14 protein-coding genes are annotated in these 14578 nt (G+C 72.2%); 8 read left to right on the top strand and 6 right to left on the bottom strand.

What is annotated here, in order from left to right; all coding sequences use genetic code 11:
- The first annotated feature begins 200 nt into the window (after positions 1 to 200).
- A complete protein-coding gene (locus ADK57_RS07360) occupies positions 201 to 1004 on the top strand; it encodes a polyprenol monophosphomannose synthase (protein ID WP_053748541.1) in 804 nt (267 codons plus the stop codon).
- A gap of 72 nt (positions 1005 to 1076) precedes the next feature.
- Complete coding sequence (fxsA, locus tag ADK57_RS07355) at positions 1077 to 1640, top strand: FxsA family membrane protein (RefSeq protein WP_053748540.1); 564 nt, start codon at positions 1077 to 1079, stop codon at positions 1638 to 1640.
- Positions 1641 to 1753: 113 nt separating this feature from the next.
- Here fxsA and ADK57_RS07350 read toward each other — a convergent pair whose 3' ends face one another.
- From ADK57_RS07350 to ADK57_RS07335, 4 genes are all read right to left on the bottom strand, one after another.
- On the bottom strand, positions 1754 to 2128 hold the full coding sequence (locus ADK57_RS07350) for an RNA polymerase-binding protein RbpA (protein WP_003977404.1): 375 nt from the start codon (positions 2126 to 2128) through the stop codon (positions 1754 to 1756).
- Positions 2129 to 2395: 267 nt separating this feature from the next.
- Positions 2396 to 3751 (bottom strand): MFS transporter, encoded by a 1356-nt coding sequence (locus ADK57_RS07345; protein WP_053748539.1) that lies wholly within the window; start codon positions 3749 to 3751, stop codon positions 2396 to 2398.
- Positions 3752 to 3806: 55 nt separating this feature from the next.
- Positions 3807 to 4574: a glycerophosphodiester phosphodiesterase gene (locus ADK57_RS07340; protein WP_053748538.1), complete on the bottom strand. Its 768-nt coding sequence runs from the start codon at positions 4572 to 4574 to the stop codon at positions 3807 to 3809.
- Positions 4571 to 5266 (bottom strand): YczE/YyaS/YitT family protein, encoded by a 696-nt coding sequence (locus tag ADK57_RS07335; RefSeq protein ID WP_199830498.1) that lies wholly within the window; start codon positions 5264 to 5266, stop codon positions 4571 to 4573. Before ADK57_RS07335 ends, ADK57_RS07340 begins: the two co-directional genes overlap by 4 nt.
- 64 nt (positions 5267 to 5330) lie before the next feature.
- On the opposite strand from ADK57_RS07335, the gene ADK57_RS07330 reads away from it, so the two are divergent.
- On the top strand, positions 5331 to 6836 hold the full coding sequence (locus ADK57_RS07330; RefSeq protein WP_053748536.1) for a PLP-dependent aminotransferase family protein: 1506 nt from the start codon (positions 5331 to 5333) through the stop codon (positions 6834 to 6836).
- A 108-nt stretch (positions 6837 to 6944) separates the two neighbouring features.
- Here the strand turns inward: ADK57_RS07330 and ADK57_RS07325 are convergent, their stop codons facing one another.
- Both ADK57_RS07325 and ADK57_RS07320 read right to left on the bottom strand, forming a co-directional pair.
- Positions 6945 to 8591 carry a hypothetical protein gene (locus tag ADK57_RS07325; protein ID WP_053748535.1) on the bottom strand — a complete coding sequence of 549 codons (1647 nt, stop codon included), beginning with the start codon at positions 8589 to 8591 and terminating at the stop codon, positions 6945 to 6947.
- Between the two features lie 37 nt (positions 8592 to 8628).
- Positions 8629 to 8823, bottom strand: a complete 195-nt coding sequence (locus ADK57_RS07320; RefSeq protein ID WP_053748534.1) for a hypothetical protein — start codon at positions 8821 to 8823, stop codon at positions 8629 to 8631.
- 261 nt (positions 8824 to 9084) lie between these two features.
- On the opposite strand from ADK57_RS07320, the gene ADK57_RS07315 reads away from it, so the two are divergent.
- The 5 genes from ADK57_RS07315 (at position 9085) to ADK57_RS07295 (ending at position 14578) form a co-directional block, all read left to right on the top strand.
- A complete protein-coding gene (locus ADK57_RS07315) occupies positions 9085 to 9477 on the top strand; it encodes an ankyrin repeat domain-containing protein (RefSeq protein ID WP_053748533.1) in 393 nt (130 codons plus the stop codon).
- A gap of 300 nt (positions 9478 to 9777) precedes the next feature.
- Positions 9778 to 11196, top strand: a complete 1419-nt coding sequence (locus tag ADK57_RS07310; RefSeq protein WP_053748532.1) for a hypothetical protein — start codon at positions 9778 to 9780, stop codon at positions 11194 to 11196.
- Positions 11197 to 11427: 231 nt separating this feature from the next.
- On the top strand, positions 11428 to 12561 hold the full coding sequence (locus tag ADK57_RS07305) for a glycosyltransferase family 4 protein (RefSeq protein ID WP_053748531.1): 1134 nt from the start codon (positions 11428 to 11430) through the stop codon (positions 12559 to 12561).
- The gene (locus ADK57_RS07300) at positions 12558 to 13721 is read left to right on the top strand and encodes a glycosyltransferase (RefSeq protein ID WP_053748530.1); all 1164 of its coding nucleotides are present in this window, start codon (positions 12558 to 12560) and stop codon (positions 13719 to 13721) included. Before ADK57_RS07305 ends, ADK57_RS07300 begins: the two co-directional genes overlap by 4 nt.
- Complete coding sequence (locus tag ADK57_RS07295) at positions 13718 to 14578, top strand: SGNH/GDSL hydrolase family protein (protein ID WP_053748529.1); 861 nt, start codon at positions 13718 to 13720, stop codon at positions 14576 to 14578. Before ADK57_RS07300 ends, ADK57_RS07295 begins: the two co-directional genes overlap by 4 nt.

Genomic DNA, 14578 nt, shown 5'->3' with positions numbered 1-14578 from the left:
AGCGGGTCCCAGGTCGGCCCGAAGGGCGCCGGGCCCCCATCCGCAGCACGCAGTGCCCCCGCTCCCGTACGCACAGTCCCGAAGAGCGTGCTCTTACCCCGCTTTTGTGGAAACGACACCACCATACTTACGGCCCGTCCCGTCATCGCAGGCCGCGGCCACTATGGTGGACCTCTGCGTACGGACTTGAAGGGGCAGCAGTGAACGACGGCGACGGGACCCTCGCGGCACAGGACCGGGGGAGAAAGTTCGGTCCGCTCGGCACGGCGTTGGTGATCATTCCGACCTACAACGAGGCGGAGAACATCAAGGCGATCGTCGGCCGGGTGCGCAAGGCCGTTCCCGAGGCGCACGTGCTGGTGGCCGACGACAACAGCCCGGACGGCACGGGCAAGCTCGCCGACGAACTGACCGTCGACGACGACCACGTCCAGGTGCTGCACCGCAAGGGCAAGGAAGGCCTCGGCGCCGCCTATCTCGCGGGCTTCCGCTGGGGCATGGAGAAGGGCTACGGCGTCCTGATCGAGATGGACGCCGACGGCTCCCACCAGCCCGAGGAACTGCCCCGCCTGCTGACCGCCCTCAAGGGTGCCGACCTGGTCCTCGGTTCCCGCTGGGTGCCCGGTGGCCGGGTGGTGAACTGGCCCAAGTCCCGCGAGTACATCTCCCGCGGCGGCAGCCTCTACTCCCGCCTGGCCCTGGACCTGCCGCTGCGTGACATCACCGGCGGATACCGCGCCTTCCGCCGCGAGACCCTCGAGGGCCTCGGCCTCGAGGAGGTCGCCTCCCAGGGCTACTGCTTCCAGGTCGACCTCGCCCGCCGCGCGGTCAAGGCGGGCTATCACGTCGTCGAGGTGCCCATCACCTTCGTGGAGCGCGAGCACGGCGACTCCAAGATGAGCCGCGACATCCTCGTGGAGGCCCTGTGGCGGGTCACGACGTGGGGTGTGGGGGAGCGGGTCGGCAAGTTCGTCGGCGGCCGGGGCAAGCCCTCCCGGCCGTAGCCGTACGACTTCACAGCCCTGGTTGATCGTCCTCTTATCCCGTGCTGAGCCGGGCCCAGGCACACTGGATGCATGACGACTGGCGCTCCGACTCCCACGTATCCCGCCCGGCCCCGGCGCTCCCGGCTGCGCACCTTCCTGCCGCTGGGTGTCGCCGCCTGGCTGGTGCTGGAGATCTGGCTGCTGACCGTGGTCGCCGGCGCGACGAGCGGAATCACCGTGTTCCTGTTGCTGCTCGGCGGCTTCGTGCTCGGTTCCGTGGTCATCAAGCGGGCGGGCCGGCGCGCCTTCCAGAATCTGAACGAGGCGCTGCAGAGGGGCGGAGCCCCGTCCGGCTCGTCCAACGGCGGCGGCAACGGCCTGATGATGCTGGGCGGCCTGCTCCTGATGATCCCCGGCCTGATCTCCGACGCGGTGGGGCTGCTCCTGCTGATTCCGCCGGTCCAGAAGGCCCTCGGCCGCTACGCGGAGCGCACCGTCGACCGCAAGCTCCGCGAGGCCGCCCAGGGCAGCCTGGGCGACGCCTTCCAGCAGGCTCGCATGCACCGCCCCGACGGCAAGGTGGTCCAGGGCGAGGTCGTCAGGGACGAGCCGGGGGACGCGTCCGAGGATCCGCGCCCGCCGCTGACGCGCTGAGTTGTCCGGCCGCACCGCAGCACGCACGAAACCGCGGGCGCCGTACGTGAGATCACGTACGGCGCCCGCGGTTGCTGTGTGCTTGTTGTATGTCCGCCCAGACCCTTAAGGGACTACGCCGACTTCCGGCTGTCTCGCGGATGGACCGCGATGTTCATTGCGCCGGAGCGCAGAACAGCCAGGCGCTCCTCGAGGACCTCTTCGAGTTCCTCGCGGGTGCGCCTCTCCATCAGCATGTCCCAGTGTGTACGCGCGGGCTTGGCCTTCTTTTCCTCAGGGCCGTCGCCGTCCACGAGGAGTGCTTGGGCCCCGCAGACCTTGCACTCCCACTCCGGCGGGATCTCCGCCTCGACCGAGAAGGGCATCTCGAAGCGATGTCCCTTCTCGCATGCGTACTCCACGGCCTGGCGCGGGGCCAGGTCGATGCCGCGGTCCGTCTCGTAGCTGGTCACCACGAGGCGCGTGCCGCGAAGAGCTCGCTCACTCATGAATCGTGCCTCCCGGGCTTGTCGCCCACAGGACAGGTGTCGCTGTCGTCGTCATCCGGTCAACGTCCGGTCGGCGGTAAAGATTCCCGTTCCGGGTCCCGTCCCGGGCAATGCGTCGCCGTCGTAGCCGCCCCTTGTTGTACCCACCAGCGCCCGGTTTGTCACATCTGCTAGCAGATGTCACCCAGCGTTTCGGCATCTTTGACGCGCAGTAACGGTACGCCTGGCAGGCCAAACGCGTACACTACAGCGCTTTGGTGTTGAACGCTAAATCCTCTCGGGAATCGGATTGCCCGCGTCGCCGATCGCCCGCCGCACCGGAACCCTCGCGAGCAGCACGAACCCGATGACGAAGAAGGCCACCAGCGAGATGATCGCGTCCCGATAACTTCCGGTTACCTGGTAGGTGATCCCGAACAGCAGCGGGCCCAGCCAGCTCATGCCCCGGTCGCTCATCTCGTACGCCGAAAAGTATTCGGCCTCCTTGCCGGGCGGCACGAGATGGGAGAACAGCGACCGGGACAGCGCCTGGCTGCCGCCGAGGACGAGGCCGATCCCGGCGGCCAGCACGAAGAACCACACGGGTGCCCCGGCCGGCAGGAAGTACCCGGCGCCCAGAGTCAGCGTCCAGGCGACCAGCGAGCCCAGGATCGTGCGTTTGGCGCCGTAGATCCGGGCGAGCAGCCCCATCGTCAGCGCCCCCGCCACCGCGAGCACCTGGACCAGCAGCACGGCGCCGATGAGCGTCGACTGCCCGAGCCCGAGCTCCTCGGAGCCGTAGACCGACGCCTGGGAGATCACGGTCTGGATGCCGTCGTTGTAGATGAGGTACGCCAGCAGGAAGGCCAGGGTCAGTGGGTGGCGGCGCATGTCGCGGACCGTGGCGGCGAGCTGGCGGAAGCCGGGAGCCGTGGCCTCCCGCGTGGTCTTGGGGCCGGAGCGGCGGTCGCGCAGCCGCCGCAGGGGGATGAGGGCGAAGGCGCCCCACCACAGACCGGCGGACGCGAGACAGATGCGGACCGCGGCGCCCTCCGAGAGCCCGAAGGACTCGTGGCCGGTGTAGAGGACGAGGTTCGCGACCAGGACGAGCGCGCCCGCCGCGTACCCGAAGGCCCAGCCCCGGGAGGAGACGGCGTCGCGCTCCTCGGGCGGGGCGATCTGGGGCAGGTAGGAGTTGTAGAGCATCATCGCCACGGACTGCGCGGCGTTGGCGACGACCAGCAGAAAGCCGCCGAGCAGATAGCGGTCGCCGCCGAGGAAGAACATGCCCGTCGTGGCCGCGGCCCCGGTGTAGGCAGCGGCAGCCAGAAGGGGCTTCTTGCGGCCGGTACGGTCGGCGGCGGCGCCCACCAGGGGCATCACCAGCACGGCCACCACCACCGACAGGGACACCGAGTAGGCGAAGAAGGAGCCGGCGCGCACCGGGATCCCCAGCGGATGCACGAAGCCGTCCGCGTCCGCCGCCGACTTGGCGACCGAGGTCAGATAGGGGCCCAGGAACACGGTGAGCACGCTCGTCGAGTAGACGGAGCAGGCCCAGTCGTAGAAGTACCAGCCGCGCTGCTCGCGCCGCCGTTCGGCGGCCTCGTCCGCCGAGCCCGCCCGCACGGTGTCGGTGCCCACCCGTGCCCTCGCTTCCCCGTGAAGGTGCCGTGCGCGGGCCGGGAAACGGGAAGGGTCAGACCCAGGTGCCCCGGTCCTCCATGACCTTGCGCAGTGTGTCGATGTGATCGGTCATGATGCCATCGACGCCCAGGTCCAGGAGCCGGTGCATCCGTTCCGGCTCGTTCACCGTCCACACGTGGACCTGCAGCCCGAGCGCATGGGCGGTGCGCAGGAAACGGTGGTCGACGACCTGGATGCCCGACTGGATCTCGGGCACCTGCGCGGCGACCGCGGAGCGGCGCACCGCTGCCGGGAGCCCCCAGGAGCGCAGCCGCAGGTTGAGGACGCCACGGGTGCCGTACGACGTCGCCAGGCGCGGTCCGGCCAGCCGCTGGGCACGGACCACACGCGCCTCGGCGAACGAGCCGACGCAGATCCGGTCCCAGGAGTTCGTGCGCTCGATCAGCTCCAGGAGGGGCGACAGCGCCGGCTCCGCCTTGACGTCCACGTTCCAGCGCACGTCGGGGAAGGTCTCCAGGAGCTCTTCGAAGAGGGGTACCGGTTCCTTGCCCGCCACGCGCGCGTGCCGTACGTCCTTCCAGGGCAGGTCCGCGATCCGGCCCGCCCCGTCGGTCACCCGGTCCAGGGTCGCGTCGTGGAAGGCGACGAGCCTGCCGTCCGCGCTGGCGTGGACGTCGGTCTCCAGGTAGCGGTAGCCCGCCTCGACCGCGCGCCGGAACTGCAGCGCGGTGTTCTCCAGGCCGTCCGCCGCCCCGCCGCGGTGGGCGAAGGCGATCGGGCCGGGGTGGTCGAGGTAGGGATGGCGTATCCGCGGTGTCACGGTCGAAGTATCGCCTGCCGGGGTTGCCCGGTGGCAACGACCGCGCTGCCGTCGGATGCCGACGGGACGGCGAACATGCGCAGGAAGAACTGGGCGAGCGGGCCGATCGACACCGCGTACAGCACGGTGCCGATGCCGATGGTGCCGCCCAGGGCGAAGCCCGTCACGACGACCGCCACCTCGACGGCCGTCCGCATCAGACGGATCGAGCGGCCCGTGCGCCGGTGCAGGCCGGTCATCAGCCCGTCCCGCGGGCCCGGTCCGAGGCGGGCGGCGATGTAGAGGCCGGTGGCCACGCCGTTGAGCAGGATGCCGACCAGGAGAAGGGGAATGCGTACGGCGAGGGTGTGTGCCGCGGGAACGGCGGCGAGCGTGCCGTCCATGGCGATGCCGACCACGAAGACGTTGGAGACCGTGCCGAGGCCCGGGCGCTGGCGCAGTGGGATCCACAGGAGCAGCACTGCCGCACCGACGAAGATCGACACGACGCCGATCGTCAGGCCGGTGAGTTCGGCCAGGCCCTGATGGAGCACGTTCCAGGGCTCCAGACCCAGACCCGCCTCGACGAGGAGCGCCGAACTCGCCCCGTACAGCGCGAGACCGACGTACAGCTGGATCAAGCGGCGCCCGAGACGGCTCGGGCTCTTCGTGGACAAGAGGTCCCCCTGTGTGGTGGTAGTGGCCTGACGCATGACACCCTGTGGCTTGGGTGGAAACATCATCCATGGCCAATTCGGGGAAGGTGGACTGATTTCCATGGCGCAGTGGACCTCGGCAATGGGTGCCGCGCAGCTCGCCCGGCTGCTCAACTCCCAGCAGGACCGCCCGGCCGGCCCGGGGACACGCCGCCCGCCCGCCTACCGTGCGCTCGCCGACGGGATCCGGCTGCTGGTCCTCGAGGGACGGGTGCCGGTCGCCGCCAGGCTGCCCGCCGAGCGGGAGCTCGCGCTGTCCCTGTCCGTGAGCCGTACGACGGTCGCGGCGGCGTACGAGGCTCTGCGCGCCGAGGGGTTCCTGGAGTCCCGGCGCGGGGCGGGCAGTTGGACGGCGGTACCGGCCGGGAACCCGCTGCCCGCGCGCGGTCTCGAACCCCTGCCCCCCGAGGCCCTCGGCTCGATCATCGACCTCGGCTGCGCGGCGCTCCCCGCCCCCGAACCGTGGCTGACCCGGGCCGTGCAGGGCGCCCTGGAAGAGCTGCCGCCGTACGCCCACACTCACGGCGACTATCCGGCCGGGCTGCCCGCACTGCGCGCGATGATCGCCGAGCGGTACACCTCGCGCGGGATCCCGACGATGCCCGAGCAGATCATGGTGACGACCGGCGCGATGGGCGCGATCGACGCGATCTGTCATCTGTTCGCGGGACGCGGTGAGCGCATCGCCGTGGAATCGCCGTCGTACGCCAACATCCTCCAGCTGATGCGGGCGGCGGGCGCCCGCCTGGTGCCCGTCGCGATGGCCGAGGGCCTCGCCGGCTGGGACATGGACCGCTGGCGGCAGGTCCTGCGGGACGCCGCGCCGCGGATCGCGTACGTGGTCGCCGACTTCCACAACCCGACCGGCGCGCTCGCCGACGAGGACCAGCGGCGACGGCTGGTGGAGGCGGCGCGGTCGGCCGGGACGGTGCTGGTCGCCGACGAGACGATGAGCGAGCTGTGGCTGGACGCGGACGTCGAGGGCGCGATGCCGAGGCCCGTGTGCGCCTTCGACCCGGCCGGGTCGACGGTCGTCACGGTCGGATCGGCCAGCAAGGCGTTCTGGGCGGGGATGCGCATCGGGTGGGTGCGCGCCGCTCCCGACGTGATCCGCAGCCTGGTCGCCGCGCGGGCCTACGCCGATCTGGGCACGCCGGTGCTGGAGCAGCTGGCGGTGAACTGGCTGTTCAGTACGGGGGGTTGGGCCAAGGCCGTGGAAGTGCGGCGCGATCAGGCACGGGACAACCGGGACGCGCTGGTGACCGCCGTGCGGCGGGAGTTGCCGGAGTGGGAGTTCGAGGTGCCCAAGGGCGGGCTCACGCTGTGGGTGCGGACGGGCGGGCTGTCCGGGTCGCGGCTCGCGGAGGCGGGGGAGCGGGTGGGCGTGCGGGTGCCGTCCGGACCGCGGTTCGGGGTCGACGGGGCCTTCGAGGGGTATGTGCGGTTGCCGTTCACCGTGGGGGGTGCGGTGGCCGAGGAAGCGGCGGTGCGGTTGGCGGCGGCGGCACGGTTGGTGGAGAGCGGCGGCTCCGGGGGTGGGGAGGCGCCTCGTACGTTTGTGGCGTGAACGGGGCTGGTGCGGGCGGGGTGGGTGCGCCACCCGCCGCTGCGCGGTGCAGCCCTCCGTGGGCCGGGAGCCGATCCGGAGGCGCGACTGACCGCAGCCCGACGGCAGCTACGGAGCTTCCGCTGCCACGGCCTCCGTCTGTACGGGTTCCGCCGCGGCCTTTGTCTGTACGGCCTCCGTCGGCACCGTATCCGCCGGCACCGTGTCCGTCGGCACCGCCTCCGGTACGTGCTCGCCGTCCGCCGGTGTCGTCCGCGGCGGCAGCAGGGCCAGTACCGCCTGGCGGTCCGCCTCGCTCGTCGCTTCGTCGTACGGGTCCGGGGTGGAAGGGACCTGGAGTCGGTGGACCGGGCCCGTGCCGAGGCGGGCGTAGCCGCGGCCGGGCGGGACCTGGGCGACCGGGGTCGTGCACGGGGGCGCGCCCAGGACCGCTTCCAGTTGGTCGGACGTGGCGGGGCCGAGCACGACCCGCGCGCGCGTGTGCTGGCGTACGGCGTCACTCAGGGCGTCCGCACTGTCGAACTGGTCGGCCACGACCACCGTCACGTTCGCCGCGCGGCCGTGCCGGAGCGGGACCTGGAGCAGGGACTGCGGGTCCTTGCGGCCGTCCGCGGCTGCCACGTGGGCGAAGGCGCTCGGGCGGTCCAGCAGGATCCACAGAGGGCGTTTGGTGTCGTCGGGCGGCGGGTTTCCGGCCTGGCGGGCACGGTTGACCGCGATCAGGCGACGCTCCGTCTCCGTGGCCGCCCACTCCAGGCTCGCCAGGGCTCCGGCCAGCCCGCACTCGACCGCGAGGACGCCGTCCCGGCCGGTCAGGCAGGCGTACTCGCCGGTACCGCCGCCCTCGACGATCACGAGGTCGCCGTACTGGAGGGCCTGCAGGGCGATGGACCGCAGCAGGGTGGAGGTGCCGCTGCCCGGCTGGCCCATGACCAGCAGGTGCGGCTCGGTGGAGCGGATGCCCGTGCGCCAGACGACCGGCGGTACGTCGCGCTGTTCCTCGCCGTAGTCGAGGGGGAGCGTGCGCTGGACCTGGGTGGGGTCGGTGAAGCCGAGGACCGTCTCGCCGGGGGACGTGACGAAACGCTGAGCGGCGATGTCGATGGGCAGGGGCGTGAGGACGGTGACCGTGAGCTGGTTGCCCTCCTCGTCCCAGGCGAAGTGGTACTCCCGGTCCCGGCCCGACTTGGCGTGCAGCAGTTGCTCGATCCGGGTACGGGACTCGGCCTCGCCGTCGGTGAAGTACGCCGGGTAGCGGATCAGCAGGTGCGTGATGCGGCCGGTGCCGTCGAAGTCGTACGCGGGGAAGGCCTTGTCCCACTCGCCGCCGTGGGCGTAGAGCGGGGCCGGGTCCTCGGCGGTCGAGAAGTACGGCACCAGGGCCTCGTACAGCGACTGGAGGCGCTGGGTCTGGGACTCGTCGGGTCCGTCGGGCTCCGACTCCTTGCGGTCGCGGCCCTGCCAGGCTGCCGCCGCCATCAGCGTGATGACGGCGAGCAGCGGGCCGTACGGCGCGAGTGCCACGACCAGGACCACCGACGCCACCAGGAAAAGCAGCGGCCCGCGCTTGTCCTTGGGGGTGTCGGCCCACTTGCGCCGCCCGGCCGAGGCCAGCCGGCGCAGACCGCGGGTGATCGTGATCAGTGGGTGGAGGACGTCGGTGGCGCTGTCGGCCGCCGTCCGGGCCAGCTCCCGGCTCCGGGCGATCTGCGCGCTGCCTGTGCTCAGGATGCGGGGGAGGGGGCGCCGGACCACAGCTGTCTCCTGGAGGTGCGTACGGACGTGAGGGGCGTCAGAACTTGATTCCGCCGAGGAGGCTCGCGAGGCTCTCGCCGCCGGCCTTGATGCTCGGAGCGAGGGCCGTGCTCGCGAGATAGAAGCCGAACAAGGCCGAGACCAGGGCGTGGGAGGCCTTGAGGCCGTCCTTGCGGAAGAAGAGGAAGACGATGATTCCGAGCAGGACCACGCCTGAGATGGACAGGATCATTTGAGCTCTCCTGGTTCGTGGGGACAGTCACCATGAGTACTTCCAGGATCACAGGATGTATCCATACGATAAAAGGTGCAACTGGGTGAATTTCTATCGATTTCCCCCAGGCGGCGGAGTCGTCTTCGTCCGGTTGGGCCGGGCTCTTGCGCCCGACCGGGTCTGCGGTGATCTTTACCTCCGGCACATCGGGTCATGTGCCGCGCGAGCCAGTACCCTGGCGATTCACCTGAACGGTTGTACTGAGAGGCGGACCGGCCGATGACTGAAGCCCCCGACCCCGAGGTCGTGGAGCTGGCGACCAAGATCTTCGATCTGGCCCGGCAGGGGCAGACCGAGGCGCTCGTGGCGTACGTCGACGCGGGCGTTCCGGCCAACCTCACCAATGACCGCGGAGACTCCCTGGTGATGCTTGCCGCCTATCACGGCCATGCCGACGCCGTGCGCGCCCTCCTCGCCCGGGGCGCCGAGGGCAACCGGGTCAACGACCGAGGCCAGACCCCGCTCGCCGGGGCCGTCTTCAAGGGCGAGGAAGAAGTCATCAGGGCTCTTCTGGAGGGGGGTGCCGATCCCGCCGCGGGTACTCCGTCGGCCGTCGACACCGCCCGGATGTTCGGCAAGACACAACTGCTCGAACTGTTCGCCGCACATTGATCCGTCCGCCCTGACCAGGGCGGACACGGAAAACGGGGGAGGCGGTAACGGGCCGCCGAAATTTCGGTCGCGGTAGATGGAACTGCCGAGTCATCATGACGTCGTGATTCACGGACGCGATGGCTGGGCAGGTGATGCCGCACCGCGCGGACCGTGATGCGGTCCGCATGGGCCACCTACGAGAGGCAGAGGAAAATGGCTTACAGCAAGCAGGAAACGGCGGGCGCCCCGACGTGTTGTCACGCGGCCAGGTAATGCACGATCCCGGTTGCGTCGACGCTTGATGTGAGGCTGTTTCCCATGTTCGATCCGGTCATAGCGCCCAGCGGCACGCTGCTCGGCCTGCTCCAGCGGGGCCGCGGCGACGGCACACTGCACGCGCTCACCGCACCGCGAGCCGAAGCGCTCGCGGCCCTGAACCACTGTGTGCTGCGCGATCCCCGCCACGACTGGCAGGTGGAGAACCGCTCCCTGTACTACGCCCGTCTCTACCTCGACCTGAACGGCGAGCTCGACGAGATCGAGGCGCACCTCTTCGACGTCGAGGACGTCCTAGACACCGAGGAGTCCCGCACCGGGCTCGCCCTCGCCGTCCTGGGCCACCTCGCCTCGTACGGCAGGCGGGACGCGCTCGAACTCCTGCGCAGGTACGCCGCCTCGGGCGCCAACTGGGCCTGGGCCCTGGACGAACTGGCGCTGCGCGACGACGACGCCGGACTGCGCGCCCTCGCGGCACCCGTCCTGGCGCGCTTCGCGACCGACGCCGAGGGCGAGGCCGAACTGGCCGCCGCGGTGCGCGACGCCTTCGAGCCCCGGCCCTGGCGGCTGTGGGCCGACGATCCGCGCGAATCCATCGCCACGCGCGTGCGTGCCGCTCAGGAGACCGGCTGTTTCGACCGCTGGCAACGGCAGATGCGACCAACCGGGCCCCGTCCGGGGTGGAGCGTCCAGGCGGTCTTCGAGTGGGCCCAGCAAGGCATCGAGCGCGGCGCCGCGCTCCATGTCCCCGCCGCCCGCTGCCTCACGGCCGTCGCCGGCCCCGAGGACCGGCCGGAGATCCTCCGGGCCGCCAAGGACGGCACCGACGGAGCCCGCTGCACCGCCCTGCGCTATCTCGCCGACGGCAATGATCCGGACGCCCTCGAACTGATCGAGGTCGCCGTGGTCACCGGCACGGCCCCCGTGGTGGAGGCCGCCGTGGACGCCTTCGAACGCATGCGCAGCATCGCCGCGGTCGACCGCGCGCGCCGCTGGGCCCGCCGACCCGACCCCCTCGGCGCCGCCGCCGGGCGCATGCTCTCCTGCCGGGGCGGCTCCCAGGACAGCGAACTCGTCCTCGCGGCGCTCAGGGAGGCGGTCCGGGGCGAAGGCCCCGACGCACAGACCCTGTGGACCCTCGTCGACGGCACCGGACGGCTCGGCATCGCCTGTGCGGCCCCCGTCCTGAGGCACATCTACCGCGAGACCGCCTCCTCCCACCTACGCGGCCGGGCCGCCCGCGCCCTCGCCGCCACCGACCCCTCCTTCGCCACCGGCTTCGCCGTCGAGTGCCTCTGGGACTGCGAGGAGACCACCCGCGAGATCGCCGCCCGGCACGCCGAGACCGGTGACGCCCGGGTCGTCGAGCGACTGCGCAGGCTCGCCGCCGATCCGGCCGAGGAGGCCGAGGTCCAGACGGCCGTACGCAGCCGGATCGGACCTGACGCGGCCGCCATGTGAGAACCGGCGACGGGGGAGCACGCCATGTGAGAACCGGGCACGGGGGAGCCCGCCCGGTGGGCTCGCAAGGTGCAGGCGCGCCGGCTGAGTGAACTCGGGGTGACCCGCGGGTCAGCCGGGCATGGACACGGTCTGACCTGCTCGGGTGCGCAGCGCAACGCTCACAGGACGTTCCCTGTCCGGAAAGATCCACGTTGACGCGGCCACGTCCAGCACGGCGAGAACACCGGTATGCGTGTCGTCATCGTGACCGAATCCTTTCCCCCCGATGTGAACGGCGTGGCCCACTGCGCGCTCCAGACCGCCCGGCACCTCGTAGATCGCGGTCACTCTCCGCTCGTCGTCGCGCCGGCCACCGCGGCCGGTACCGGGCCCGGGGCCGATGCCCTGGCGCCGTGCCCCGTCATCCGTGTCCCCTCCCTCCCGCTTCCGGGCTACCCCCAGGTCCGCGTCGCCCTCCCCAGCCGTCGCGTGGCCGCGGCGATCGTCGAGCACCGTGCCGACGTCGTCCACCTCGCCAGCCCCTTCGTCCTCGGCGTCCGCGGCATGGCCGCCGCCGCCCGGCTCGGCATCCCCGCCGTGGCCGTCTACCAGACCGACCTCGCCGGATACGCCCGCACCTACATGGGGGCCGGCGAGGCCGCCGCCTGGCGGCGCATCCGCTCCGTCCACTCGGCCGCCGACCTCACCCTCGCCCCGTCCAGCCCGGCCCTGCGCGACCTGGAGGCGCACGGTGTGCCCCGGGTGCGGCTGTGGCCGCGGGGCGTGGACACCGCCCGTTTCCGCCCCGAACTGCGGGACGAGGCGCTGCGCCGCGAACTCGCCCCGAACGGCGAGCTGATCGTCGGCTACGTCGGCCGGCTCGCCCCCGAGAAGCAGGTCGAGCTGCTGGCCGGCGTCTGCGCCCTGGACGGCGTGCGGGTCGTGGTCGTCGGCGACGGGCCGAGCCGCCCGAGCCTCGACCAGGCCCTGCCGGGCGCGGTCTTCCTGGGCCGCCGCACCGGTGACGAACTCGCCCGGATCTTCGCCTCCTTGGACGTCTTCGCGCACACCGGCCCGTTCGAGACCTTCTGCCAGACCGTGCAGGAGGCCATGGCGAGCGGCGTGCCCGTCGTCGCGCCCGCCGCCGGCGGCCCGCTGGACCTGGTCGCACACGGTCGCACCGGGTTGCTGGTTCCGCCGCGCGACCCGGACGCCGTGCGGGACGCCGTGTGGTCCCTGGCCGCCGACCCCGGCCTGCGCACCGCGTTCGGCACCGCCGCGCGGGCGACCGTCGAGGGGCGCACCTGGGCGGCCGTCGGCGACCAGCTGATCGGGCACTACGCGAACGTGCTCGCGGAGCGGAGGACGGTGGTGGCGGCATGAGCGGCGAGTCCCTGCGGATAGTGCGCCTGGCGAACTTCGTGGCGCCGGCCTCCGGCGGTCTGCGCACCGCGCTGCGCGAGCTCGGCAAGGGCTTCAAGGCGGCCGGACACGAGCCGGTGCTGATCGTGCCGGGTGAGCGTGCGAGCGACCGGGAGACCGAGCAGGGCCGGGTGATCACCCTCCCGGGGCCGCTGTTGCCCGGTACCGGCGGCTACCGCGTCCTCACCGACAGGCGGCGGGTGGCCGGGCTCCTGGCGGAGCTGGCCCCCGACCGTCTGGAGGTTTCCGACCGTACGACCCTCAGGTGGACCGGCAAGTGGGCGCGGCGCGCCCGCGTCCCGGCCGTGATGGTCTCCCACGAGACCGCCGACGGCGTGCTCCGCACCTGGGGACTGTCCGAGGGCGCCGCCCGGCGTGCCGCGGACGCCCTCAACGTCCGTACGGCCCACACGTACGCGCGCGTGGTGTGCACCACCGAGTTCGCCGAGCGGGAGTTCGTGCGCATCGGAGCGCGCAACGTCGTACGGGCGCCGCTCGGCGTCGACCTGGTGCAGCGGCACCCGGCGCTGGGCGATCCCGGGCTGCGGGCCCGCCACGCGCGCGTGGACGAGGCGCTGCTGGTGATGTGCTCGCGCCTGTCGGTGGAGAAGCGGCCCGGCACCGCGCTGGACGCCCTGGAGGCGCTGGTACGGCGCGGGCGGCGGGCCGTGCTGGTGGTGGCCGGGGACGGGCCGCTGCGGCCGCGGCTCGAACAGCGGGCGCGGGAGCGCGGGTTGCCGGTGACGTTCCTCGGGCACGTCGCCGACCGTGCGTTGCTGGGCGCGCTGCAGGCGTCGGCCGACGTGTGCCTGGCGCCGGGGCCGGCCGAGACGTTCGGGCTGGCCGCCCTGGAGGCGATGGCCTGCGGCACGCCCGTCGTGGCGAGCGCCTCGTCCGCGCTTTCGGAGGTGATCGGCTCCGCCGGGGCCGTCGCCGCGGATCACGGGGGCGCCTTCGCGGACGCCGTGGGCATGCTCCTCGAACGGCCCGTGGAGGAGCGGCGGGAGGCCGCACGCGCGCGTGCGGAGTGTTTCGGGTGGGACACGGCGGTCGCCGCGTTCCTCGACGCGCACGACGCGGTGGCATCCGTACGGCCCGTCGTGCCCGGGGGCGTGTCATGAGACCGCTGCGATTCGTGGCTCTCGGCGACTCGCTGACCGAAGGTGTGGGCGATCCCGTCGGCGACGGGTGGCGCGGCTGGGCCGCGCTGCTCGCCGACGGGCTCGGTGAAGAGCCCGCGCAGTCCGTGGAGTTCACCAATCTCGCGGTGAGCGGGTCGCAGACGCGTGATGTGCTGGAGAGACAACTGCCCGCGGGGCTGGCCCTGCGGCCGGACCTCGTGTCCGTCGTCATCGGCGTCAACGACACCCTGCGCTGCACCTTCGACATCCAGGCCGTCGCCGCGCGCCTCGACACGGTGTACTCGGCCCTCACCCGGCAGGGCGCGGTCCTACTCACGGCCTGTCTGCCGGACCCCGGGGCGATGCTCGGGCTGCCGGGCGCCCTGGCACGTCCGCTGGCCCGGCGGCAGCGGGCGGTCAACGCCGTGGTGCACGCGCTGTCCGAGCGGTACGGGGTCGTGCATCTGCACGCCAGCGAGGGCGCGTGGCTCATGGACCGCGCGATGTGGAGCGCGGACCGGCTGCACCCCGGCGAGCGGGGGCATCGGCAGCTGGCCGTGCGCTTCCACGCGCTGCTGGCGGAGCACGGTCTGGCGACGGGGGCCGCCCCTTCGCCCGAGCCCGAGTTCCCGGCGCCCACCAAGTCGGCGAGCCTGTGGTGGCTCGCCACCGCCGGCACCGGCTGGGTGGCCCGGCGGTGCACCGACCTGCTGCCGCAGCTCCTGACGCTCGCCGCCGACGAGTTGCGGCACCGCGCGCGCGGGACGAGCGCCCGACTCGATCTGCGGGCCTCCGCGGCGGTGTCCGCGGCGCTCGCGACCTTGTCGATGGCGGAGCAACAGCCGGACGCCGCCTAG

This window comes from Streptomyces sp. MMG1533 (genome assembly GCF_001279775.1).
Lineage (GTDB): Bacteria > Actinomycetota > Actinomycetes > Streptomycetales > Streptomycetaceae > Streptomyces.
This window is presented reverse-complemented; position numbering and strand designations above follow the sequence as displayed.

What these genes read in the sequence shown, in the direction of transcription:
- fxsA (WP_053748540.1), top strand. Translation starts at nt 1,077, where the DNA reads ATGACGACTGGCGCTCCGACTCCCACGTATCCCGCCCGGCCCCGGCGC.
- ADK57_RS07350 (WP_003977404.1), bottom strand. Translation starts at nt 2,128, where the DNA reads ATGAGTGAGCGAGCTCTTCGCGGCACGCGCCTCGTGGTGACCAGCTAC.
- ADK57_RS07335 (WP_199830498.1), bottom strand. Translation starts at nt 5,266, where the DNA reads ATGCGTCAGGCCACTACCACCACACAGGGGGACCTCTTGTCCACGAAG.
- ADK57_RS07330 (WP_053748536.1), top strand. Translation starts at nt 5,331, where the DNA reads ATGGCGCAGTGGACCTCGGCAATGGGTGCCGCGCAGCTCGCCCGGCTG.
- ADK57_RS07320 (WP_053748534.1), bottom strand. Translation starts at nt 8,823, where the DNA reads ATGATCCTGTCCATCTCAGGCGTGGTCCTGCTCGGAATCATCGTCTTC.
- ADK57_RS07315 (WP_053748533.1), top strand. Translation starts at nt 9,085, where the DNA reads ATGACTGAAGCCCCCGACCCCGAGGTCGTGGAGCTGGCGACCAAGATC.
- ADK57_RS07310 (WP_053748532.1), top strand. Translation starts at nt 9,778, where the DNA reads ATGTTCGATCCGGTCATAGCGCCCAGCGGCACGCTGCTCGGCCTGCTC.
- ADK57_RS07305 (WP_053748531.1), top strand. Translation starts at nt 11,428, where the DNA reads ATGCGTGTCGTCATCGTGACCGAATCCTTTCCCCCCGATGTGAACGGC.
- ADK57_RS07300 (WP_053748530.1), top strand. Translation starts at nt 12,558, where the DNA reads ATGAGCGGCGAGTCCCTGCGGATAGTGCGCCTGGCGAACTTCGTGGCG.
- ADK57_RS07295 (WP_053748529.1), top strand. Translation starts at nt 13,718, where the DNA reads ATGAGACCGCTGCGATTCGTGGCTCTCGGCGACTCGCTGACCGAAGGT.